The organism is Burkholderia sp. AU31624 (genome assembly GCF_020420065.1).
In the GTDB taxonomy this organism is placed as follows: domain Bacteria; phylum Pseudomonadota; class Gammaproteobacteria; order Burkholderiales; family Burkholderiaceae; genus Burkholderia.
Map to the genome: position 1 here is coordinate 60870 of NZ_JAIZRT010000013.1, position 21324 is coordinate 82193.

Below are 21324 nucleotides of genomic sequence, written 5' to 3' on the forward strand. Positions count from 1 at the left end.
CGCGTGCGCTTGCGCGCAGGCCGGCACGCTTGGGTGGACAATAGGCGCACGCCGTTTCCCCAATCTGATGCCATGCTCGAAGACAGCGCCCGCCTCACCTCCCTCATCTGCGGCACCGAGCCGCTCAACCGGATCTGGTCGCCCCGCGCGACGATCCAGCGGATGCTCGACGTCGAGGCCGCGCTCGCGCGTGCGCTCGCCGCGCAGCAGGTGATTCCCGCCGCCGCGGTCGCACCGATCGAACGCGCGTGCGATGCGAGCCGGCTCGACGCCGACGCGCTCGCGCACGGTGCGGCGCTCGGCGGCAATCTCGCGATTCCGCTCGTCAAGCAGCTCACCGCGCAGGTGAAGGCCGACGACCCCGAGGCCGCGAAGTTCGTGCACTGGGGCGCGACGAGCCAGGACATCATCGATACCGCCACCGTGCTGCAGTTGCGCGACACGCTCGACGTGCTCGAACCGATGCTCGACGACGCATGCGCATCGCTCGCGGCGCTCGCGCGCACGCATCGCGCGACGCCGATGATCGGCCGCACGTGGCTGCAGCAGGCGCTGCCGATCACGCTCGGCCTGAAATTCGCGCAATGGCTCGATGCGCTGCTGCGCCATCGCGCGCGCTTCGCCGAATTGCGCGAGCGTGCGCTGGTGCTGCAGTTCGGCGGCGCGGCCGGCACGCTCGCGAGCCTGCGCGAGCACGCGGCCGGCGTCACGGCCGCGCTGGCGGCCGACCTGAAGCTCGCGGCGCCGGCCGTGCCGTGGCACACGCAGCGCGACCGCATCGCGGAAGCCGCGTCCTGCTTCGGGATGCTGACGGGCACGCTCGGCAAGATCGCGCGCGACGTGTCGCTGCAGATGCAGACCGAAGTCGGCGAGCTCGGCGAGCCCGTTGCCGCCGGCAAGGGCGGTTCGTCGACGATGCCGCACAAGCGCAACCCGGTCGGCTGCGCAGCGGTGCTGACGGCTGCCGTGCGTGCGCCGAACCTCGTCGCGACGGTGTTCGCGGGGATGGTGCAGGAGCACGAGCGCGCGCTCGGCGGCTGGCAGGCCGAATGGGATGCCTTGCCCGATCTCGCGCGCCTGACCGGCGGCGCGCTGGCGCAGATCGCGCAGATCGTCGCGGGCCTCGACGTGAACACCGAACGCCTGGCCGCGAACCTCGACCTGACGCGCGGGCTGATCCTCGGCGAAGCGGTGATGCTCGCGCTCGGCGACAAGATCGGCCGGCTCGACGCGCATCACGTCGTCGAACACGCGTCGAAGGAAGCCGTGCGCACGGGCGCGACGCTGTTCGACGTGCTCGCCGCCGATGCGACCGTGTCGGCCCACCTGTCGCGCGACGCGCTCGCGCGGCTGCTCGATCCCGCTCATTACGTCGGCGAGGCGCAGGCCTACGTCGACGCCGTGCTCGCGCTGCATGCGGGCGCGCAATCACCAGGAGAACATTGATGCCTTTCGCCACTGTCAACGGCGTGAAACTGCATTACCGGATCGACCGTGCGGCGCGCGACGACGCGCCGTGGCTCGTCTTCTCGAACTCGCTCGGCGCCGACCTGCAGATGTGGGCGCCGCAGATCCGCCCGCTCACGCAGCACTTCAACATCCTGCGCTACGACACGCGCGGCCACGGCCATTCCGGCGCGCCGGCCGGTTCGTACACGATCGAGCAGCTCGCCGGCGACGTGATCGGCCTGCTCGACCACGTCGGCATCGCCCGCGCGCATTTCTGCGGGATCTCGATGGGCGGGCTGACGGGGGCAGCGCTGGTCGCACGCTTCCCGTCGCGCATCGTTCGCGCGGTGCTGTCGAACACCGCCGCGAAGATCGGCTCGCCGGAAGTGTGGGCGCCGCGGGCACAGAAGGCGCGTGCCGAAGGGATGGCCGCGCTCGCCGATGCCGTGCTGCCGCGCTGGTTCACCGACGTGTTCGTCGAACGCGAGCCGCGCCTGTTCGATGCGATCCGCGACACCTTCGTGCATACCGACAAGGACGGCTATGCAGCGAACTGCGACGCGCTGAACGCGGCCGACCTGCGCGAAGAGGTGAAAGGCATCGCGCTGCCGGTGCTCGTCGTGACCGGCGCGAAGGACATGTCGACGCCGCCCGACCAGGGCCGCGCGCTGGCCGCCGCGATTCCGGGTGCGCAGCACGTTGAATTCGACGCCGCGCATATTTCGAACATCGAGTGCACCGACGGCTTCAACCGTGCGCTGCTCGATTTCCTGACCGCGTGAGGCACCGGCGATGGATGACCAGGAACGTTATGAAGCAGGGATGAAGGTGCGCCGCGCGGTGCTTGGCGACCCGCACGTCGACCGTTCGCTCGAGAACCGCACCGAGGTGACCGACGAGTTCCAGAACCTGATCACGCGCTATGCGTGGGGCGAGATCTGGACGCGCGACGGCCTGCCGCGCCATACGCGCAGCCTGCTGACCATCGCGATGATGGTGGCGCTGAACCGCGGCGAGGAACTGGCGCTGCACCTGCGGGCAGCGCGCAACAACGGCGTGACGCGTGACGAGATCAAGGAAGTGCTGCTGCAGACCGCGATCTATTGCGGGGTGCCGGCGGCGAATTCCGCGTTCCATCTCGCGGACAAGATCTTCAAGGAACAGGATGCGGCCGGTTAAGTACCGGGTGTAGTCCGATGTTGAGTCGAGGCCCGCGGATGGTTCGCGGGCCTCGGCGATGAATGAACGTGCCGGCAGAGCATCGGCGCGCGGCGCACCGGATGGCCGGTGCGCGAATAAAGGCAAGACGTGGTTCCGAGGCCGCGTCGCTTGTATATATCAGGAGACTCGCGATGAATCGCACACCCGTGGTCGATGTCCAGACCTTCATCAACGAGCAGCCGTTCGGCGGTTTTCAATGGCTCGTATTCCTCATGTGTTTCGTGATCGTGCTGCTCGACGGCTTCGATACGGCTGCGATCGGCTTCATCGCGCCGTCGCTGCTCGGCGAATGGAACCTCACCAAACCCGATCTCGCACCGGTGCTGAGCGCCGCGCTGTTCGGTCTCGCGTGCGGCGCGCTCGTGTCGGGCCCGCTGTCCGACAAGCTCGGGCGCCGCTCGCTGCTGCTCGGCTCGGTATTCCTGTTCGGCGTCGCATGCCTGATGTCCGCCTTCTCGACGACGATCGGGCACCTGACGATCCTGCGTTTCATCACCGGCGTCGGGCTCGGCGCGGCGATGCCGAACGCGGTCACGATGATGGGCGAGTTCTGCCCGGACAAGCGCCGCGCGACCGTGATCAACCTGATGTTCTGCGGCTTCCCGCTTGGCGCCGCGTTCGGCGGTTTCCTCGCCGCATGGATGATTCCGCATTTCGGCTGGCGCAGCGTGCTGATCCTCGGCGGCGTGACGCCGCTGCTGCTCGGCGTGCTGTTGCTGCTGAAGATGCCGGAATCGGTGCGCTTCATGGTCGCCAACCACCACGCCGTCGACAAGGTTCGCGCGACGCTCGCGCGCATCTCGCGCGATGCGCAGAACGCCGGCTCGTTCGCGCTGACCGAAGCCGCGCCGCAGACGGGCAGCAAGGGCCTCGGCGTCGTGCTGTCGCGCTCGTACATCGTCGGCTCGGTGATGCTGTGGCTCGCGTACTTCATGGGGCTCGTGATCTTCTACGCGTCGATCAACTGGATGCCGATCCTGCTGAAGGATGCCGGCCTGACGCCGAAGAGCGCGACGCTGATCTCCGCGCTGTTCCCGCTCGGCGGCGTCGGCGCGGTGCTGTGCGGCGTGCTGATGGACCGCTTCAACGCGAACCGCGTGATCGCGGTGTGCTACGCGCTGACGGCGGTGAGCGTTTATGCGATCGGGCAGGCGGCCGGCAACGTCGGGCTGCTCGTGCTGGTCGTGTTCGTGGCCGGTGTGCTGATGAATACCGCGCAATCGTCGATGCCGGCGCTCGCCGCCGCGTTCTATCCGACCGAGGGGCGCGGCACGGGTGTCGCGTGGATGCTCGGCGTCGGCCGCTTCGGCGGGATTGCAGGATCGTTCCTCGTCGCCGAGCTGACGCGCCGGCATTTCTCGTTCGCGGGCGTGTTCGCGACGATCGCCGTCGCGGGCTTGCTCGCGTGCGTCGCGCTGCTGATCAAGCAGATGGCGCGGCCGCATGGCGTGACGCAGCCGGCAGGCAAGATCGAATCGCTCGGGCATTGAGCGAAGCGCGGGCCGGTGCGATGCGCCGGCCCCCTGATACGGTGGCCGGCGGGCCGCCGGCTATTCCTCCGTGTCGTGTTCCCTCACGAAGTTGCGCAGATACGCGCGCAGCGCGGCCTCCCGGCCGCGATGATCGGCGAGGTTCGCGGCGCCCATGTCTTTCTCTTCACCGAACATCGTCGGCGGCGCGCTGTAGATACCGATCTCGATGTCCTCGCGCAGCACGCGAATCTCGTGCGTGAGCGGGTGATACTCGGCGATCCAGTGCATCCCTTCGATGTGTTCGCCCGCCCTCAGCAATGGCTTCATCGGCACTCTCCCGGCAGCAGCGGCGCAACCGGCGAAACGGCTGCGCGCGCCCGTAACAAAAGGGTACGCCTGCATCGGGCGAATCTCAACGGGTGCGCGGTGAGCACTCACTACGCCAGCAGGTGCGCGACCAGCGGATACAGCGACAGGATCAGCAGCACGGCCATCGTCATGTTGAACATGCGCAGCGCGCGGGGGTTCGACAGGAAGCGGCGCAGGCCGAGGCCGAAAGCGGCCCACAGGCAGATGCAAGGGAAGCCGATCAGGATGAACACGACGGCCATCCAGGCGGCGTTCATCCCGTAGTCGGCGGACAGGCGGACCGTCGTCGCGGCGGTCAGCACCATCATCCAGGCCTTCGGGTTGATCCACTGGAACGCGGCGGCTTCGATGAACGTCATCGGACGCGGCTTGCCGCCGTGCGCCTTCACTTCGCCCGACGTGCCGATGCGCCACGCGAGGTAGAGCAGGTACGTGACGCTCGCGACTTCGAGGATCGTGTACAGCAGCGGCAGGCGCTTGAACGCTTCGCCGAGGCCGAAGCCGACGCAGAGCATCAGGATCGCGACGCCGATGCTGATGCCGAACAGGTGCGGCATGGTGCGGCGGAAACCGAAATTGACGCCGGATGCGAGCAGCATCGTGTTGTTCGGGCCTGGCGTGATCGACGTGACGAGCGCGAACAGCATGCCGGCGGGCAACGCGCTGAGGGTGAGGAATTCCATCGCGGATTCTCCGTTCGGTTCTGGACTGGGATGGAGATCAGTTTAGCGACGGTTTTCTGTACAGTACCGGTACAGTTGGGTTGACGAATACCGGTACGGGGATGGGTGGGGTTGCGGGCTTGTGTTGGCACCCTTATCACTCACTCGCCAAAAATTGCTGTTGACTGGCAATTAGTGCGGCGCTGCACGCCGTCTTCATATCGTTCAGCGCGACAGGTCGGTAAGCGCCTTAGTCGTAGTACGCGTCGTCGTAGCGATGCTTGTTGCGACGCATCCTGCGCATGTTGTCGCGGTCCCGTGCGTCGTCGCGCTCCCGTGCGTTGCGGCCGAGGTTGCCCCCCAGCGCCGCGCCGCCGCCACCGCCGAGCGCCGCGCCGAGGAGCCCGCCGTTGCGGCCGCCCATCGCATGGCCGGCCGCGGTGCCCGCGCCGCCGCCGAGTGCGCCGCCAATGATTGCGCCGTCGCGCTCGTCGCGGTTCGCCGCGATCGCGCCGCCGGCGCCACCACCGATCGCGCCACCCACCACCGCGCCGGTGCGGCCGCCCAGTGCGTCGCCGACGGTTGCGCCGGCGACACCGCCCAGCGCACCGCCGAGCGCGTTGTCCCAGTTGTCCGCCGCGGCTGGCAGTGAAATCACCGCGGCCGCGGTGACGATGAATGCGGAGGCGATCTTCTTCAACATGCGAATGCTCTTCCTTGTGCTCAATCTGAAGTCCGGTTTCTTGCGTTGCTGCCGATTCGTTTCAATGAACCATTTCAACGAAAGGCCGGCGAAAGATAGCACTCCGATCAAAAGAAGGGTCGCCATTGTCGTAACAGATTGTGTGCACCTGGAAAGCTAGCCCGACATCGCAATTTTCTTAACCGGGCTCCACTATTTTTCCATCAAACCGCACAAAAATGTCCATCGAAGCCAGGCTCTTGCGGCAAGTCGTTCTCCGACCGAACGCTTGGAAACCCACCTTTTCACCAATCCCATGCGCGACGCCGACAGCTATCTCAAACACATCACAAGCACATCGGCATCGACGTCGTGAACGCATCCACCAGAAACTCGCCGTCCGCCAGTCGACGGTGACGAAATAAATCGCGCTGCGCGGATTCGACCATCACCGGCACGCCGCATGCATACACCTGGTGGTCCGACAGATCGTGCAGATCCTCGATCACCGCGCGATGGTCGAAGCCGGTGCGGCCCGTCCGCCGTCCGGGGATGGATCCTGTTTATGGGAATCGCGCTGACCGGTCTGCTTGCATTCCGCAGGCAGCGGCCGAAATAGCGTGAACTACCCGCGCCGCTGAACCCGCGCCTTCGCACACTTGAACCACAGCCGCATCGCGCCGACCCCACCCGCGACCGTCATCCGCGGCAACAGGAACCGATCGTCGTTCACATCGGCGCAGCCGCGCCGGGTCGTCGTCGCGTTGCGGTAACCCGCGGCGGCGACCTGATCGCGCACGCGCGGGTCCAGGTCGCCGTACGGGTAGCAGAACGACTCGACCGTCTGGCCGCTCAACGCCTCGAGCCGCTGCTTCGATTCGACGATCTGAACCTCCGACACATGCGCCGGCACGTGCGACAGCGCGACGTGATCGAGCGTATGCGAGCCGATTTCATGGCCGTGATCGCGCCAAGCGAGCATGTCCGCGTGCGTCATCAGCGGCGAGCGTGCGGTATCGGCGGCCGCATCCCAGTCGTTCTCGCCGCCGAACCGGCCGGCGACGAAGTAGCAGGTCGCAGTGAAGCCGAGCGCGTCGAGCACGGGCATCGCATGCGTCCGCACGTTGAGAAAGCCGTCGTCGAACGTAATGCCGAATACCTTCCCGCTGCGCTCGCCGCGCAGGTACGGCTGCAGTTCGCGCACGCTCAGGCCACGGTAGCCGAGCCGCCTGAACAGCGTCATCTGACGGCGGAACGCATCGGGCGCGACGCTCAGGCTGCGCAGCCGGTCGGGCGGTGGCGGCGGCGTGCGGACCTGGTGATACATCAGGATCGGGTAGCGCGTGGCGGGCAGCAGCATGAGCGGGTCGCGGGAACGGGGAATTACGCGGCCTTGCGGAAAATCCGCAGGGTCTTGAAGTCGCCGATTTCGACGAAATCGGCATTCGCCGCCCATTGCTCGATGATCGGCTCGGCCTTCCGGTACGCCGACGAGCCCTTGTAGAACAACAGGTGGCCGTCGCGCGCGGTGTGTCGTGCGAACAGGTCGAGCACTTCGGCGTCGGTCTTCGCGCCGTAGCGGCTGTTCGACTCGTCGCGGAATTCGCACAGATGGAACAGCGTGACGACGTCGAAGGCCGGCAGCAGGTCCGAATTGCTCGTATAGATGTCGCCGAAATAGGCCAGATAGGTCTTGCTCACCTCCGGTTGCCGCGTGACGAGATCGACGTACGACTTGTATTCCTTCGGCGACGCCGTCACGCCGAAGACGGTGTTGTTCAGGTGCGGCCGCGCGCATTCCACGCCGACATGATGATGGCCGCCGGTGCCGAAGTGATAGATGCGGATGCCGTTGAGGCGCGCGGTTTCCAGCCATTCGACGAAGTGCACGTCACACGGGCACTCCTGCGTGCGCAGGTCCCAGTACTTCTTCCAGATATTCATTGCCATTAAACGGACCTCATGGATGTCACCCGACGATACGGGTTGTGGCGAATCGATTTCTGATAGACGGACAACGTCGCGTCGATGAATCGTTCGAACGAGAATTCACGCTTGCCCTTCAGCCGCGCACTGCGCCCCATCGCGCGCACGCACCCGGGCTCGCGCACGATCGAGCGCAGGATTTCCCCGATCGCTTCAGGCTCGCGCGGCGGGACGACCCAGCCGTCCACGCCCGGCTCGACGTTCTCGGGCAGCCCGCCCACGCGGGTCACGATCGCGGGGCAGCCGAGCGTCATCGCTTCGCGGCACGCATACGACAGGCTCTCGTGGTACGACAGCACGAACGACACGTCGATGATCGAGAACGGTGTCCGCACGTCGTCGAGCCGGCCGGTGAAAACGGTGCGCGCGGCCATGCGGTGGTGTGCGATCTGTTCGCGTTGCTCGGCGGTCGGCTCCGCGCCGACCAGCAGCACGCGAAACCGCTCGCGCTCGTGTTCGGGCAGGCGGCCCAGTGCCGCGATCAGGTCCATCCAGCCTTTCTCCGGCGCGGTGCCGGCGCTGCTGCCCAGCACGATCGCGTCCGCGGCGGACGGCCCGAACAGCGCGATCTTGCGGCGACGGATTTCGTCGCTGGCCAGTCGTTCGGCGGCCTGCCGGCGCACGCCGTGCTTGACGACGGTGACGTTCCCATACGGCGACCGGAGCGCGAGCATGCCCGCGACATAGTCGCTGACCGCGATGGTGTGGTCGGTGGCGAGGCGTGCGCGCAGCACGTTGCCGAAGCTGTCGGCGCGGTAGGTGTTGTGCTTGGTGAGCACGACTGCGGGCCGATACCGGCAGCCGAGCAGCGCGAGCATCACCTGCCGGTGATCGGCGGAGCCGTTCACATGGATGACGTCGAAGCGCTCGGCTGCGATCCGCTGGCGCAGCCGGAGGATTTCCTGGCACAGCCGGTTCCAGCGCGGTTTGAATTCCATGTCGAAGATGGCCACGTCGGGACTGTCCTTCAACAGTCGCGACAGGCGGCTGCCCTCCGGTGACGCGACGGTCACGCGATGATGCCGGCTCATCGCGGCGGCGAGATCACGGACGTAGGTGTCCTGGCCGCCGCCGTAGTCGCCGTGGAAGTTGGTATACAGAATGTTCATCACGATGCCGCCTTTCCCCGATCATTCATTGGGCAGGACTGCTGAGAAAATGAGCGTGTCCGCTTGTTGAGAGCAATGACTCGAACCTGGTCCCGCGTGGTCGATGCGGGATCGCGCATCGACGCCCGGGCGGGGCGTCACCGCGAATCGTTTCCAAATATTACAGAAGCATTACGTACCGTAGTGTCAAGGTCTGCGCATCTTTGTGAACATGTGTCGCGATCGTTCACCGTGTCGTCACGCGGTGCGATGCCGCCGGGGAGGCGGGGAGTCCGGCGATAGGGTTCCTGTCGCCGGTGCGTGGAGCGTGGCGAGCCCGGTGCGACCGGTGAAGCGGCCCGATTACCCTCGTTGGCGGGGCAGGAAGCGGGCTGGATCGCGACAAAACCCGACTTTTCGACGGCATCCGGACGCAGATCAACCCCCTCGACTTTCAGATTCGAAAGCCGGACGGCCATTTGCGTTAGAATGCCCCCCCTTGTCCGCCATGGCGACTGCCAAAGGCGGACTCGTCGCACCCAGAGAGACGTGGGTTTCGATTCGTAGCCGGGCGCGGAAGATGTGCCAGCCGTTAGCAACATACGCTTTGTGATTTGGATTACTAATGAAGAAGAAGCACAACATCACCAAGTACATCGTTGTCGCGATGATTCTTGGAATCGCAGTGGGTTACGCCTGTCATAGCGCGTTTCCCGACCCGAACATGGCGAAGGAGGTCGCCGGCTACGTATCGTTGCTGTCCGACATATTCCTGCGCCTGATCAAGATGATCATCGCGCCGCTGGTATTCGCGACGCTGACCGTCGGCATTGCGCAGATGGGCGACGGCAGTGCCGTGGGCCGCGTCGGCGTCAAGGCGTTCGGCTGGTTTTTCATCGCGTCGTTCACGTCGTTGCTGCTCGGCCTGCTGACCGCAACGATCCTGCAACCGGGCAGCCATTTGAGCCTGCCGCTGCCGGCGTCCGATGCGTCCCTCGGGCTGAAGACGGGCGCCTTCACGCTGAAGGACTTCGTGGTCCACCTGGTGCCGAAGTCGATCGCGGAAGCGATGGCGAACAACGAAATCCTGCAGATCGTCGTGTTCTCGATCTTCTTCGGCACCGCGCTGTCGGCGCTCGGCGAGTCGGGCAAGCGCCTGACCGGCGTGATCGACGATCTCGCGCAGGTGATGCTGAAGGTGACGGGCGCGGTGATGTGGTTCGCGCCGGTCGCGGTGTTCGCGGCGCTGGCGTCGACGATCACCACCCAGGGACTCGGCATCCTGCTCACGTTCGCGAAGTTCATGGCGAGCTTCTATCTGGCCCTGGCGCTGCTGTGGGGCGTGCTGACGCTCGCCGGCGTGACGTTCCTCGGCAAGCGTGCGTTCACGCTGATCCGGCTGATCCGCGAGCCGTTCCTGCTGTCGTTCGCGACGGCGAGCTCCGAAGCCGCGTATCCGAAGCTGCTGGACGCGCTCGACCGTTTCGGCGTGAACCGCAAGATCTCGAGCTTCGTGCTGCCGATCGGCTATTCGTTCAACCTCGACGGCTCGATGATGTACTGCACGTTCGCGGTACTGTTCATCGCGCAGGTGTACGGCATTCATCTGCCGCTGGGCACGCAGATCACGATGCTGCTGATGCTGATGGTCACGTCGAAGGGGATGGCGGGCGTGCCGCGCGCGTCGCTGGTCGTGATCGCGGCGACGCTCAACCAGTTCAACCTGCCCGAAGCCGGGTTGCTGCTGATCATGGGCGTCGACATGTTCCTCGACATGGGGCGCTCGGCCACCAACGCGGTCGGCAACTCGATCGCGGCGGCCGTGGTCGCGAAATGGGAAGGGCAGCTCGACGACCCGCGCGACGACAACGATCCGGGCAACGGCCGTGCGATGAAGGTGAAGGTGCCGGAGACCTCGGCATCGGCATGATGTGCAGCAGTGCGGCAGCGCAGCGATAGGGGTGCGCTGCCTGCTTTCCGGTAGTGGATAATCGCCGGCCTGGATTCGAAATGGATCCAGGCCGGCGATTTGTTTTGGGGAGATGATTCCGTCTTGAATGCGGTCGTTTTCCCTTATTCCCGGATTACCCGATTGATACCTGGCGCTCGACGTTTCAATCCGTCGTCGTTGAACACACGGCGATATTCCCGCAGGCACGCGCAAGCCTGATTTTCCCGATCCCCGATTCGACGTGTAAGTGATCATTCACTGTCGCGCTGTCGTGCGCGCCTTCAGCACGCTTGGGTGGCAGCGGCAATGCCGTCAAAGCCGATTCCTTGAAAAGCGCAATGACGCGAGCGATTCGCAATTTTTTTCGATTTATATAACGCTATTCTCGCGCTGCGCATTATCGAACGCATGCTGCACGTAATGCCGACTGCGCCGGATGATTCAGGGGAAGTATTTACGCATTACGGTTTTCGAGCCATCCGGCCGGCCCTTCATGTGAATGTTCGCACCATTCAGGAGAGCATCCGTCATGGTCGCCAGACGACGCTTTAAGGCTGCGCTTCTCGCCGCAGCGATCGCCGCGATGACCCCCGCCGTTCACGCAGGCAACACCACCGACTGGCTGGCGAATACGTACGGCACGCTCGCGGCCCACGTCGGCAACGTCGCGCGCGCGATGTGGGTCGCGCCCGAAGGCGTGATCTATACGGCGTCGATGTGGGACGAGGACGAGGGCGGTGTCGCGATCTACCAGAACGGCAAGAGCATCGGCTCGATCGGCACGCACTCGGAGTTCCAGGGCAGCGCGATCACCGGTAACGCGACGTCGCTGTTCGTCGCGCTGCAGCCCGGCAAGACATACGGCAGCGGCGCAGTGGGGCGCTACAACCGCGCGACGAAGTATCGCGACCTTGTCATCCAGGTCAGCGCGGCGACCAACCAGCCGCGCATCGACGTCGTCACCGGGCTCGCGACGGCCGGCTCGCTGCTCTATGCAAGCGATTTCTACGGCAATCGCGTGCGCGTATTCACCACCGACGGCGTCTGGCAGCGGGACATCAGCGTATCGGCGCCCGGCGCGCTCGCGGTGGATGGCGCGGGCAACGTGTGGGTCGCGCAGAAGAGCACGGGCGCGATCGCCGGCTTCAGCCCGGCCGGTGCGTTGCTGAACACGATCCGGATGCCGGCCGGGTCGCAGCCGTCGGCGCTGGTTTTCGATGCGGCGGCCGGCCAGTTGCTGGTGGGCGACGAGGGCCCCGACCAGAACATCAAGCGCTATACGGTGTCGGGACGGCCCGCGCTGGCCGGCACGTTCGGCGTGCGCGGCGGCTTTCTCGACACGACCACGGGCATCAAGGGGCAGGTCGGCGCGCAGCGCTTCACGCGCATCGCCGGGCTCGGCAAGGACACCGGCGGCAATCTCTATGTGCTCAACAATCCGTGGGGCGGTAGCTGGGATCTCGGCCGCAACGGCGCGACCGACATTCACGCGTACAGCAGCACCGGCAGCCTGCGGTGGACGCTGCAGTCGCTGAACTTCGAAGGGATCGCCGCGCCGGACCCGGTCACGGACGGCGCGCTGTTCTACGGCGGTACGCATGTGTACAGCGGCGGCGCGGGCGGCACGTTCGTCGCGAACACGGTTGACCCGTTCACGTATCCGGCCGATCCACGCATCAACATGAGCGATACCCAGCGCGACGAGCATTTCGGGTTGCTCACGTCGGTGGGCGCGAACCGGATTCTCGTCGCGGCGGGCCAGAACCCGCCGATCTTCTACTTCTTCCACTTCAACGCGGCGAACGGCTATATCGCGATCCCGGACGGCTCGATCCCGGGCCCCGCGTTCAACACCACGCGGCGCGTGACGAGCGGCTTCAGCATCGACAGCAAGGGCGGCGTGTGGGCCGGCCTCGACAAGACCGGCGCGATTACCCACTACCCGCTGACGGGCTTCGACGCGAGCGGCAAGCCCTCGTGGGGGGCGGGCGTCGCGACCCGCGTGCCCGACAGCATCCAGCCGCTCACGCGCATCGTCTATCTCGCGGACAGCGACACGATGGTGCTCGCGCAGGGCGCCATCGGGAGCAACGACTGGACGTCGATCGGCACGCGCATCGAGGTGTATCACGGCTGGAGCGCGGGCAACACGACGAAGCCCGACCCGGTGATCACGCTGCCGCACAGCGGCGCGAAATCGATCGACGCGGTGGGCAACCATCTGTTCGTCGGCTACTGGTTCAGCAGCAGCGGGCCGCTGTGGCCGAACGTCGACGCGTTCAACCTCACCACCGGCAAGCTCGACACCACGCTGGTCAACGCGAGCCCCGCGACCGTGGATACCAGCAGCGCGATCGATGCGATGTACAGCATCCGCGCATACCGCCGATCGAACGGCGAGTACGTGGTGATGAAGAACAACGTGAAAGGGAACAGCATCACCGTGTATCGCTGGACGCCCTGACTTTGATGAGGCATGCGCGGCCGCCTCGACCTCGGTCGGCGGCCGGGCTCGCGACGCCATGGTGTGATTCATCGCGGTTTCGCGGGATTTCCATGCCGCTTCCACAGAATTTCCACATCCCGCGTTCGTAATGGCCGGCGTGCGCAACGCGCGCCTCACCGCCCGCCGGGCGGCTGTCCTGAACCTCCCGACACGGAAAACCCGATAAGGGCACAATGACAGCGGCGTCGGCGGCACTGCGTGTGCGCACGACGATGAACCGAATCGACTGACGGGTTGCACCGGCGCATTGCCGCGCCGGTGAATTTGCGTGGCAACCCCTGCCGCGTTTTTTGAGCCGAAGTGACGAAAAGATGAAGACGAAAACCACCCCGAACCGCCTGTTGCTGATCGCCGTGCTGGCCGGCGCGCTGAGCGGGACTGCCCACGCAGAGACGGCGCCGGCCGTCGCGACCGTCGCGACGGTCAACGGTACGCCGATCACCCAGGCCGACGTCGATACGCTGCTGCGCGCGTCCGGGCAACCGGACTCGCCGCAGATCCGCCAGGCGATCAAGAATCAGCTGATCACGCGCGTGCTGGTTCAGCAGGCTGCCGAGAAGGCGAACTATGCCGACAAGCCCGAGGTCAAGGCGGCGGTGCAGCAGGCGAAAACGAACGCCGAAGTGCAGCTTTACCTGCGCGACAACGTGAAGCCCGAGCCGGTAACCGAAGAACAGGTCAAGGCGCGCTACGACGAACTCGTGGCCGCGCTCGGCAAGAACGAGTACAAGCCGCGCCTGATCATCGTCCAGGATCCGGTGACGGCCGCGACGGTGCTCAGTGAGCTGAAGGCGGGCAAGTCGTTCGAAGGGCTGGCGCGTCAGTACAGCATGGCGCCGAGCCGCGATGCCGGCGGCGAGCTGCCGTGGGTGAGCTTCCACACGCCGGCGACGGAAGGCAAGACGTCCGGCTTGCCGCTGCCGGTCGCGCAGGCGCTCGAGAAACTGAAGGTCGGCGCCGCGACGAACGATTCGATTCCGGTCGACGGCGTGCGGGCGATCGTGAAGCTGGATGCGAAGCGGCCGACGCAGGTGCCGGGCTTCGCGACCGCGAAGCCGGGGCTTCAGCAGCAATTGCAGGCGGCTGCGGTGGAGAAGGCGAGTGCGCAGATGATCGGCAACCTGCTGAAGGACGCGAAGATCACGCAGTAATGCAGTAATGCAGTAATGCAGTAATGCAGTAATGCAGTAATGCAGTCACGCGGCGGCGTCGAAACGCCGGACGTCACGCGCGCCAGATCATGCTCGCGCTCGTGTCGGATTCCGACTCGCTGCGGAAGCCGAGCCGTTCGTAGAGCCGCCGCGCCGGGTTGCCGTGCAGCACGCTGAGCGACACCGGCACGTGCGCGCGTGCCGCGTCGTTCAGCAATGCGTTCAGCACGACTTCACCGACGCCCCGGCCCTGGTGCGCGGGGAGGATCTGGATCTGGTGTACGTGCCACGCGTCGGGGGCACGTGTCACCTTCAGCAAGCCGATGGCTTCATCGCCTTCGCAGACGATCATCGCATCGTCGAAATGCGCGCGGATGCGCCGGTCGTGCGCGTCGTCGTCGGTCGGCATGCCGGCGCGTTGCAGGTGCTCCGTCATCGTGAGCTTGCGAAGCGTCAGCAGGAACGGCAGGTCGGCGGCAGACGCCGGGCGCAGTCGGATTGCGTGTGTCATCGGGCGGACTCGTTCGTTCGGGAAGGCGGGATCGTCGACGGCAAGGTCGATCCCCGCAGCGCATCATTCCCGATGACGGGCAGCGGGTCAAAGGGCGCAGCGCCCATCCGGCACACCTCCGTGGCCGATCATGCGGCGCGCCGGCCGGACACCTTCCGCGCATCCGCGAGATTGGCGATCAGCGTGTCGACCACGACGCGTTTCAGGCTCGCGAGCGCGGAAGGCGCATCGCCTCCACCCGCATGGAGGCACACGTCCACTGAAGGCAGCGGCGGCAGGCCGTCGCGCTCGCCAAGCTGCCGCAACGTCTGCGGCACACCCACCATCGTTCTCGCCGTAATCCCCAGCCCGCCCGCGATGCCGGCCCACAGGCTTTGCAGGCTGCCGGTCGTGTAAGCGAGCCGCCACGGGATCCCGGCCTTGTCGAGCGCATCGGTACCAGCCTTGCGGAACAGGCATGGCGGCTTGTACAGCGCAAGATCCAGCGGCATGCCGGCGCGTGGACGCACATCGACGCCCTGCGGCCCGATCCACGCCATCGACAGCGTGACCAGGTGTTCGGCGTCGGCACGATGCCCGCGGCCCATCGCGAGTACGACGTCGAGTTCGCCGCCGTCGAGCCGGTCGAGCAGCGCGCCGTTGCCGTCGACGACGATGTCGACGCGCACGCCCGGGTGCGTGCGCTTGAACTGGCCGAGCGCGACGGGCAGCCACGATTCGGCGAAGTCGCCCGGTAGCCCGAATCGCACGGCCCCCTCGATCGCCGCGCCGCGGATCGCGCCCACCGCCTCGTCGTTCAGCTCGAGAATGCGGCGCGCATAGGACAGCATCAGTTCGCCGGCCTCGGTCGGTACGAGGCCGCGCCCCTGGCGGCGAAACAGCGGCTGGCCGATCTGCGTTTCGAGCTTGCGCATCTGCTGGCTGACCGCCGACTGCGAGCGGCCGATCCGGTCGGCGGCGCGGTTGAGGCTGCCGAGCCGATCCGCAGCGATCAGCGTGCGCAGCGCATCCATGTCGAGATTCGGGAGCGTCATGATTCGGTTTTTCTTATAAGTTGATGTCGAATTACCGTATTTATTGCACGTTCCCGTCGCTACCATCAAGTGAACCGGTCGTTCCGGTTCACGGGAATGCGCGCGATACGCCGCTGCGGATGCCCGTGAGGTTGCTTCCCTTTTTTCTCACGAGGACCGTGAATGAACATCCGCTCGATATTCCGCCAAGGCTTTCCCGGCATGCTGTTGGCCGCATCGATGATTCCCGGCGACGCATCGGCCGCGCCGTCGCTCGCGGGGACATGGACGCTGGTCGCGGCGGACGTACAACATCCCGACGGCACGGTTGGCCGCGACTATGGCGCCGATCCGAAGGGGCTGCTGCTGATCGACGTGCACGGAAACTATTCGCTGCAGATCTTCAAGTCGGAGCGCCCGCGCTTCGCGTCGAACGACAAGGCGACCGGCACGCCGGACGAATTCCGTGACGCCGTGCTCGGGTCGAGCACTCACTACGGCACGCTGACCGTCGATCCCGCGAAACACAAGCTCGCGTTTCACATCGTCAATTCGTCGTACCCGAACTGGATCGGGCAAACACAGACGCGAAGCTATCAATTGAAGGACGGCGAGCTGAGCTACCGCGTGCCGCCGCGTGCGAACGGCGACATACCGATCTCGGTGTGGCGGCGAGTGGATTGAGGCGGGCGGGCGTCAAAGCCCCGGCGGCTGAATCTGCAGGCCGGCCGGGCGATGTTCGAGCACATTCGTGACTTCGTATTCGGTTTTTGCGCCGTCCGAGGTTTGCCACTGCTGCATGCGGACATTGCACACGAGCACGTCTCCCTTGCTGAAACTGATCTGGCTGTTGTTCACGCGCGACAGGAAGCCGGTGTCTGTGATCGCTGCGTGAATCGTCGACGTGCCGTCGTATAGCCGCCACTTGTTGTCGTCCTTGAATGCGAGCGACACGATCGAGAACGCCATCTTGCAATTCTCGTCGAGGATGAGCGAGTCGGCCGGTTCGGGCGCGTGAAACCATGCGATCTCGCTCCGGTCGACCGTTTCGACGATTTCCGTATCGGTGCCGACCGCAAACACCACGATGCCTTCGCGCGCGAGCGGGGCAAGCACGTGCTCGGTGGCGCGGCGAACGCCGACGTCGCGCAGCAGCGTGAGGACGGGCAGGTCGATTTCGAGGGTGTCGCCTTCGACATGCAGGATGGCGGTGTGGTCCTGCATCTGCACCTGCAGGATCTCGCGCCCGCGCAGCCATTTGAGGACGGCGAAGAGCCCTTTTCCCGCCTTCGGTGCGGCGATGCCGAGCGCGGTCAGGATCGTGACCGCATTGGCGAGCGCCGTGCCTTCGTTGCCGCTCAGCAGGTCGCGCATGCGGCCGAGCAATGACGTCGCGAGCGTGACGTCGATGCCGAAACTGCCGGTCTTGAAGCTGCCGCGCACGTTCACCTGCGGCCGCACCTGATCCCCGCACAGCGCGCGGGTCGAAGCGTCGAGCAGATCCCCGATGGCAAGCAGCGCGGGCGCGAGTTCGCGCACGTCCCTTTCCGACGATTCGAGCGCGGGCCCGTCGTAGGTGGCGCGAAAGCGGCTCATGGTGCGGAGGGGGCCGGGATCGGCCGGGCCGGTACGGTGTTCATGGCATAGGGTCATGTGGAAAGTGGGCGGATGACGTGGACGATACTGGAAGCAGATGCTTTCGAATATCTTTCATGCTAGATGCGATCCACCGGCCGCGGACGATTTTGGCCGTCCGGCCAAGACGACGTTCTGACGTGCCGCAGCCGAACCCGGCACACACCGAACTTTTCTGATCCTGGCCCGGTCACAACCGCCAGCGCGCGGGCGCGCCGGCGCCCCGCACGTGGTTCCGGCCCCGGTATTCCCCGGCCCGCCCCGCCCGCATATCATTCGCACATCGCGCGCTTGCCGACCGCAGGCGCAGCACACAGGGATTCTCGATGGACACCAAACGATCGCGGCCGGGCCTCGTCGCCGCGCTGCTCTGGGCGGCGCTGTATCTCGCGACCGGCTACATCTCGCACCAGTTCAACGGCCCCGTCCGGCTGACGGGCTACATCTGGCTGCCGGCCGGCGTGACGGTCGGCGCGTTCATGCTGCGGCCGATGCGCGAATGGCTGACGCTGGCCGGCGCATTCCTGGTCGGGCAGCTCGCGCTGAGCGCCATCGAACAGGCCAGCCTGGTCAACGCGGTGCTGTTCACGGTCGACGAGGTCGGTGCGGCCGCGCTCGCGGTGTGGCTCGTCCAGCGCGTGCGCTTCTCGCTCGAAGGGCTGTATTTCCTGCGCTCGGTAATCCTCGCCGGCCTGATCGCGGGCGTGGTCGGCGCGATCGGCGGCGCGGCCTGGTACACGGCGGTCAAGGGCGCGCCGTTCTTCGACGTGTGGTCGGTGTGGGCCGCGTCCGATTTCGTCGGCGTGCTGCTGGTCACGCCGGTGCTCGCGTCATGGTCGCGCTTTCGCGCGCATCGCTCGGGCGATCACGAGCGCTTCGACCTCGTGCTCGGCATGGTCTCGTTCGTGCTGGTCGTGGGCGTCGCACTCGTGATCTTCGACGGCGACACGTCGCAGAAATTCGGCACCGGCGCGGGCTTCGCGCTGACGTATATCCCGTTGTTCCTCACCGTCGCGGTGACGCTGCTGCTCGGCGGCCGGGCGGGCTCGTCGTCGGTGCTGGTGCTCGCGCTGATCGTGATCGAGCAGACCGCGCAGGGCGACGGCCCGTTCGCGTCGTTTCACGAGCATTACGGCAGTGCATTGCTCGAAGCGCAGCTTTATCTGGCGGTCGCGTCGCTGCTGGTGCTGACGGCGAGCACGCTGAAGACGACGCGCGAACGCGTACATGAGCATGCGGCAGTCCTGCAGAACAACATGGAGCTCGCGCTCGCGAGCGCCGGCCAGATCGCGTACGTGCTCGACCCGGAATCGGGGCGGATCGAGTGGAGCGGCGACGTCGAGCGCGTGTTCGGCGTGGGCGTGGATGCATCGCAGATCGCGAGCGTGCCGCTCGTGCTCGAACGCGTGCAGCCGGGCGACCGCGATGCGCTGCGCGACTACTGGGATGCGGAGATCGCGGGCGAGGATCGCGCGTCGCTGTCGCTGCGCATCGTGCAGCGCGACGGCGGCACGCAGACGATCACCGACCATGGCGCTCCGCTGCTCGATTCGAATGTCGACGTGACGGTGGTGGCGGGTGTCTGGCAACTCGAACGCGTGTGGCCGACGGCGGACGAATGAGCGGACGCACGTCATGACGGGCCGCACGGGCGTCCTGCTGATCCACGGGCTCGGCGGCACGCAATACGATCTCGGTTCGCTGCACAAGGCGATGCGGCGCGCGGGCGCCGACACGCACATGATCACGCTGCCGGGGCACGGCACGCGCCCCGAGGATCTGGTCGGCGTGCGCGCGGAGGCGTGGCTCGACGCGGTGACCGAACAGTATCGTGCGCTGGAAAACGAGTACGACACGCTGCATGTCGCGGGCATGTGCATGGGCGCGCTGGTCGCGCTGCTGCTGTGCCACCGCGTGCAGCATGCGCGCGGCCGGCTCGCGTTGCTGGCCACGCCGGTGTTCATCGACGGATGGTCGACGCCGTGGTACCGCGCGCTGCGGCACGTGCTGTACCGCGTGCCGGGTGTGGCCGAGCGGATGCGTGTGGAGGAAGGCGAGCCGTTCGGCATCAAGAACGCGACGATCCGCGCGATCGTGAAGAAGAAGTTCGAGCGCGAGGACAGTTTCCACTACGCATGGGTGCCGCTCGCATGCGTGCGGCAGGTCGACCGGATGCGCGACTGGGCGCTCGAGGCCGCGGCCGGCACGCCGTGCCCGACGCTCGTGCTGCATGCGCGCGAGGACGAACTGACGAGCCTGCGCTCGGCCGATTTCCTGCTGGAAAAGATGCCCGACGCGCGGGGGATCGTGCTCGAGAACAGCTATCACATGATCTGCGCGGACAACGATCGCGACGACGTCGCGCGCCACGTGCTCGACTTCTTCGGGTTCGATCCGGTGCATGCGGTGAGCCCGGCGATGGCGCGCCGGATGGGACGGCTGGAATCCTGACGGCGACCTGCCCGGCCCGGGATGCGCGAGATCCGCTGCCCCCGGTACGCATCGGGTCTTGCATGCGTACCGGGGCGTGGCGAATTCATGCCGTTTCCGTTTCCGTCGCGCGTCGCGCCAGCAGAGTCGATGCGGCCAACTGGGCGCGTACCGCATCGATGGCTGCGTCGCTCGGCGCAATGCCTTCGAGGTAGATGAAATCGACCGTCGACAGGCCGATGACGGACAGCACCTGCTTCAGGTACGGGGTCAGGAAATCGGGCTGCCGCGCCGCCGCGCCGGTGCAGATGCCGCCCGAGCGTACCAGCACGAGCACGGGTCGATCGGCGAGCAGGCCGAACTTGCCTTCCGGCGTGGCCGTGAACGTGCGGCCGATACGCAGCACGAAATCGATCCACAACTTCAGCGCGGCAGGTATCGTGAAGTTGTGCATCGGTGTGCTGATCAACACGCCGTCGCTGTGTTCCACTTCCGCGATCAGTTGTTCGGAGTACGCCAGCACGGGATCGGCATCCGGCTGCCTCGCGACCACGGCATGCGCATAGTCGGCCGATAGCGAAGGCAATCCGGGTTGACCGAGGCTGCGCGACACGACCCGCGCATCGGGGCGGGCCGCCCGCCATTGCGCGACGGCTTCGTGCGCAAGGCGTGCGCCCAGCGAATGACTGCCATGCGGACTGGCATCGACAAAAAGAAGGTTGTTCATCAGAGCGCCCGTAGTGACTGACTGAAATGCACGCCGCGGGACAGCAGCCCCTGGCGGAAATAGAAACGCTGCGCGAGCGCGTTGGAGAGCCCGGTATCGAGTACCAGGTGCCGGCAGCCGTGTTGCCGCGCGTCGTCGCGCACCGCGTCGAGCAGCCGCTCGCCCAGCCGTTGACTGCGCGCGTGTTCGGTTGCGACCAGGTCGTCGACATAGACGAAGCGCCCGTACAGCGTGTTTTCGAGGTGACGGTATCCCGCCAGCGCGACGACCGCGCCGTCCGGGCTGCCGTGCCGTGCGGTCAGCAGCACATAGCCTTGTTCGGCCTGGCGGCGCATCTGTCGCACGAACGCATCGGCATCGGTCAGGTGCGGGCGTAGTTCACGCATCACGTCGAACGTCGACCGGTAATCCGCGTCCGTCACGGCGCGTTTCAAATGGATCTCTGGCATCACGATTGCTCCACGGTAACGT

General features: G+C 66.2%; 21 protein-coding genes and 1 pseudogene. 10 read left to right on the forward strand and 12 right to left on the reverse strand.

Annotated elements, in window-relative coordinates:
* Nucleotides 1-72: 72 nt before the first annotated feature.
* The 4 genes from LGM89_RS34630 (at nucleotide 73) to LGM89_RS34645 (ending at nucleotide 4160) form a co-directional block, all read left to right on the forward strand.
* Complete coding sequence (locus LGM89_RS34630) at nucleotides 73-1446, forward strand: 3-carboxy-cis,cis-muconate cycloisomerase (RefSeq protein ID WP_226275459.1); 1374 nt, start codon at nucleotides 73-75, stop codon at nucleotides 1444-1446.
* Entirely contained in the window at nucleotides 1446-2231 is a 786-nt protein-coding gene (gene pcaD, locus LGM89_RS34635; protein ID WP_226275461.1) for a 3-oxoadipate enol-lactonase, read from the forward strand. The genes LGM89_RS34630 and pcaD overlap by 1 nt, the downstream gene beginning before the upstream one ends.
* A 10-nt stretch (nucleotides 2232-2241) precedes the next feature.
* Nucleotides 2242-2628, forward strand: coding sequence for a 4-carboxymuconolactone decarboxylase (gene pcaC, locus LGM89_RS34640; RefSeq protein ID WP_226275463.1), 387 nt, complete (start codon nucleotides 2242-2244; stop codon nucleotides 2626-2628).
* A gap of 173 nt (nucleotides 2629-2801) precedes the next feature.
* Nucleotides 2802-4160: an MFS transporter gene (locus tag LGM89_RS34645; RefSeq protein ID WP_226275466.1), complete on the forward strand. Its 1359-nt coding sequence runs from the start codon at nucleotides 2802-2804 to the stop codon at nucleotides 4158-4160.
* Nucleotides 4161-4220: 60 nt separating this feature from the next.
* Here the strand turns inward: LGM89_RS34645 and LGM89_RS34650 are convergent, their stop codons facing one another.
* From LGM89_RS34650 to LGM89_RS34680, 7 genes and pseudogenes are all read right to left on the reverse strand, one after another.
* Nucleotides 4221-4469, reverse strand: a complete 249-nt coding sequence (locus LGM89_RS34650; RefSeq protein ID WP_226275468.1) for a hypothetical protein — start codon at nucleotides 4467-4469, stop codon at nucleotides 4221-4223.
* 110 nt (nucleotides 4470-4579) lie between these two features.
* On the reverse strand, nucleotides 4580-5194 hold the full coding sequence (locus tag LGM89_RS34655) for a LysE family translocator (protein ID WP_089457258.1): 615 nt from the start codon (nucleotides 5192-5194) through the stop codon (nucleotides 4580-4582).
* 229 nt (nucleotides 5195-5423) lie between these two features.
* Entirely contained in the window at nucleotides 5424-5876 is a 453-nt protein-coding gene (locus LGM89_RS34660; RefSeq protein WP_226207540.1) for a glycine zipper domain-containing protein, read from the reverse strand.
* Between the two features lie 326 nt (nucleotides 5877-6202).
* Nucleotides 6203-6394: pseudogene (locus LGM89_RS34665) on the reverse strand (CDP-6-deoxy-delta-3,4-glucoseen reductase); the annotation flags it as partial.
* A gap of 86 nt (nucleotides 6395-6480) precedes the next feature.
* On the reverse strand, nucleotides 6481-7215 hold the full coding sequence (locus LGM89_RS34670) for a polysaccharide deacetylase family protein (RefSeq protein WP_089498037.1): 735 nt from the start codon (nucleotides 7213-7215) through the stop codon (nucleotides 6481-6483).
* A gap of 23 nt (nucleotides 7216-7238) precedes the next feature.
* Nucleotides 7239-7805, reverse strand: coding sequence for a hypothetical protein (locus tag LGM89_RS34675; RefSeq protein ID WP_226207417.1), 567 nt, complete (start codon nucleotides 7803-7805; stop codon nucleotides 7239-7241).
* A complete protein-coding gene (locus LGM89_RS34680; RefSeq protein WP_089498036.1) occupies nucleotides 7805-8950 on the reverse strand; it encodes a glycosyltransferase in 1146 nt (381 codons plus the stop codon). The genes LGM89_RS34675 and LGM89_RS34680 overlap by 1 nt, the downstream gene beginning before the upstream one ends.
* Before the next feature lie 604 nt (nucleotides 8951-9554).
* Between LGM89_RS34680 and LGM89_RS34685 the strand changes: the two genes are divergently transcribed.
* The 3 genes from LGM89_RS34685 to LGM89_RS34695 all read left to right on the forward strand — a co-directional run bounded on the left by LGM89_RS34685 (nucleotide 9555) and on the right by LGM89_RS34695 (nucleotide 14537).
* On the forward strand, nucleotides 9555-10859 hold the full coding sequence (locus LGM89_RS34685; protein ID WP_226275469.1) for a dicarboxylate/amino acid:cation symporter: 1305 nt from the start codon (nucleotides 9555-9557) through the stop codon (nucleotides 10857-10859).
* A 550-nt stretch (nucleotides 10860-11409) separates the two neighbouring features.
* Nucleotides 11410-13344 (forward strand): SMP-30/gluconolactonase/LRE family protein, encoded by a 1935-nt coding sequence (locus tag LGM89_RS34690; protein ID WP_226275471.1) that lies wholly within the window; start codon nucleotides 11410-11412, stop codon nucleotides 13342-13344.
* A 353-nt stretch (nucleotides 13345-13697) separates the two neighbouring features.
* Nucleotides 13698-14537 (forward strand): peptidyl-prolyl cis-trans isomerase, encoded by an 840-nt coding sequence (locus LGM89_RS34695; protein ID WP_226275473.1) that lies wholly within the window; start codon nucleotides 13698-13700, stop codon nucleotides 14535-14537.
* A gap of 73 nt (nucleotides 14538-14610) precedes the next feature.
* On the opposite strand, the gene LGM89_RS34700 is transcribed toward LGM89_RS34695, so the two are convergent.
* Both LGM89_RS34700 and LGM89_RS34705 read right to left on the reverse strand, forming a co-directional pair.
* Complete coding sequence (locus tag LGM89_RS34700; RefSeq protein ID WP_226275475.1) at nucleotides 14611-15048, reverse strand: GNAT family N-acetyltransferase; 438 nt, start codon at nucleotides 15046-15048, stop codon at nucleotides 14611-14613.
* A gap of 128 nt (nucleotides 15049-15176) precedes the next feature.
* On the reverse strand, nucleotides 15177-16082 hold the full coding sequence (locus LGM89_RS34705; RefSeq protein WP_226275477.1) for a LysR substrate-binding domain-containing protein: 906 nt from the start codon (nucleotides 16080-16082) through the stop codon (nucleotides 15177-15179).
* 162 nt (nucleotides 16083-16244) lie between these two features.
* Between LGM89_RS34705 and LGM89_RS34710 the strand changes: the two genes are divergently transcribed.
* On the forward strand, nucleotides 16245-16745 hold the full coding sequence (locus LGM89_RS34710; protein WP_089473844.1) for a lipocalin-like domain-containing protein: 501 nt from the start codon (nucleotides 16245-16247) through the stop codon (nucleotides 16743-16745).
* A 12-nt stretch (nucleotides 16746-16757) separates the two neighbouring features.
* On the opposite strand, the gene LGM89_RS34715 is transcribed toward LGM89_RS34710, so the two are convergent.
* Entirely contained in the window at nucleotides 16758-17714 is a 957-nt protein-coding gene (locus LGM89_RS34715; RefSeq protein WP_319001528.1) for a hypothetical protein, read from the reverse strand.
* Between the two features lie 308 nt (nucleotides 17715-18022).
* Here LGM89_RS34715 and LGM89_RS34720 point away from each other — a divergent pair, with 308 nt between their 5' ends.
* Nucleotides 18023-19318: an MASE1 domain-containing protein gene (locus tag LGM89_RS34720; RefSeq protein WP_226275481.1), complete on the forward strand. Its 1296-nt coding sequence runs from the start codon at nucleotides 18023-18025 to the stop codon at nucleotides 19316-19318.
* A gap of 13 nt (nucleotides 19319-19331) precedes the next feature.
* The gene (locus LGM89_RS34725) at nucleotides 19332-20147 is read left to right on the forward strand and encodes an alpha/beta hydrolase (RefSeq protein ID WP_226275482.1); all 816 of its coding nucleotides are present in this window, start codon (nucleotides 19332-19334) and stop codon (nucleotides 20145-20147) included.
* 85 nt (nucleotides 20148-20232) lie between these two features.
* Here LGM89_RS34725 and LGM89_RS34730 read toward each other — a convergent pair whose 3' ends face one another.
* Together LGM89_RS34730 and LGM89_RS34735 are read right to left on the reverse strand one after the other, a co-directional pair.
* Nucleotides 20233-20853 (reverse strand): FMN-dependent NADH-azoreductase, encoded by a 621-nt coding sequence (locus LGM89_RS34730; protein WP_089498027.1) that lies wholly within the window; start codon nucleotides 20851-20853, stop codon nucleotides 20233-20235.
* The gene (locus LGM89_RS34735; RefSeq protein WP_089498026.1) at nucleotides 20853-21302 is read right to left on the reverse strand and encodes a GNAT family N-acetyltransferase; all 450 of its coding nucleotides are present in this window, start codon (nucleotides 21300-21302) and stop codon (nucleotides 20853-20855) included. Before LGM89_RS34735 ends, LGM89_RS34730 begins: the two co-directional genes overlap by 1 nt.
* Nucleotides 21303-21324: the final 22 nt, after the last annotated feature.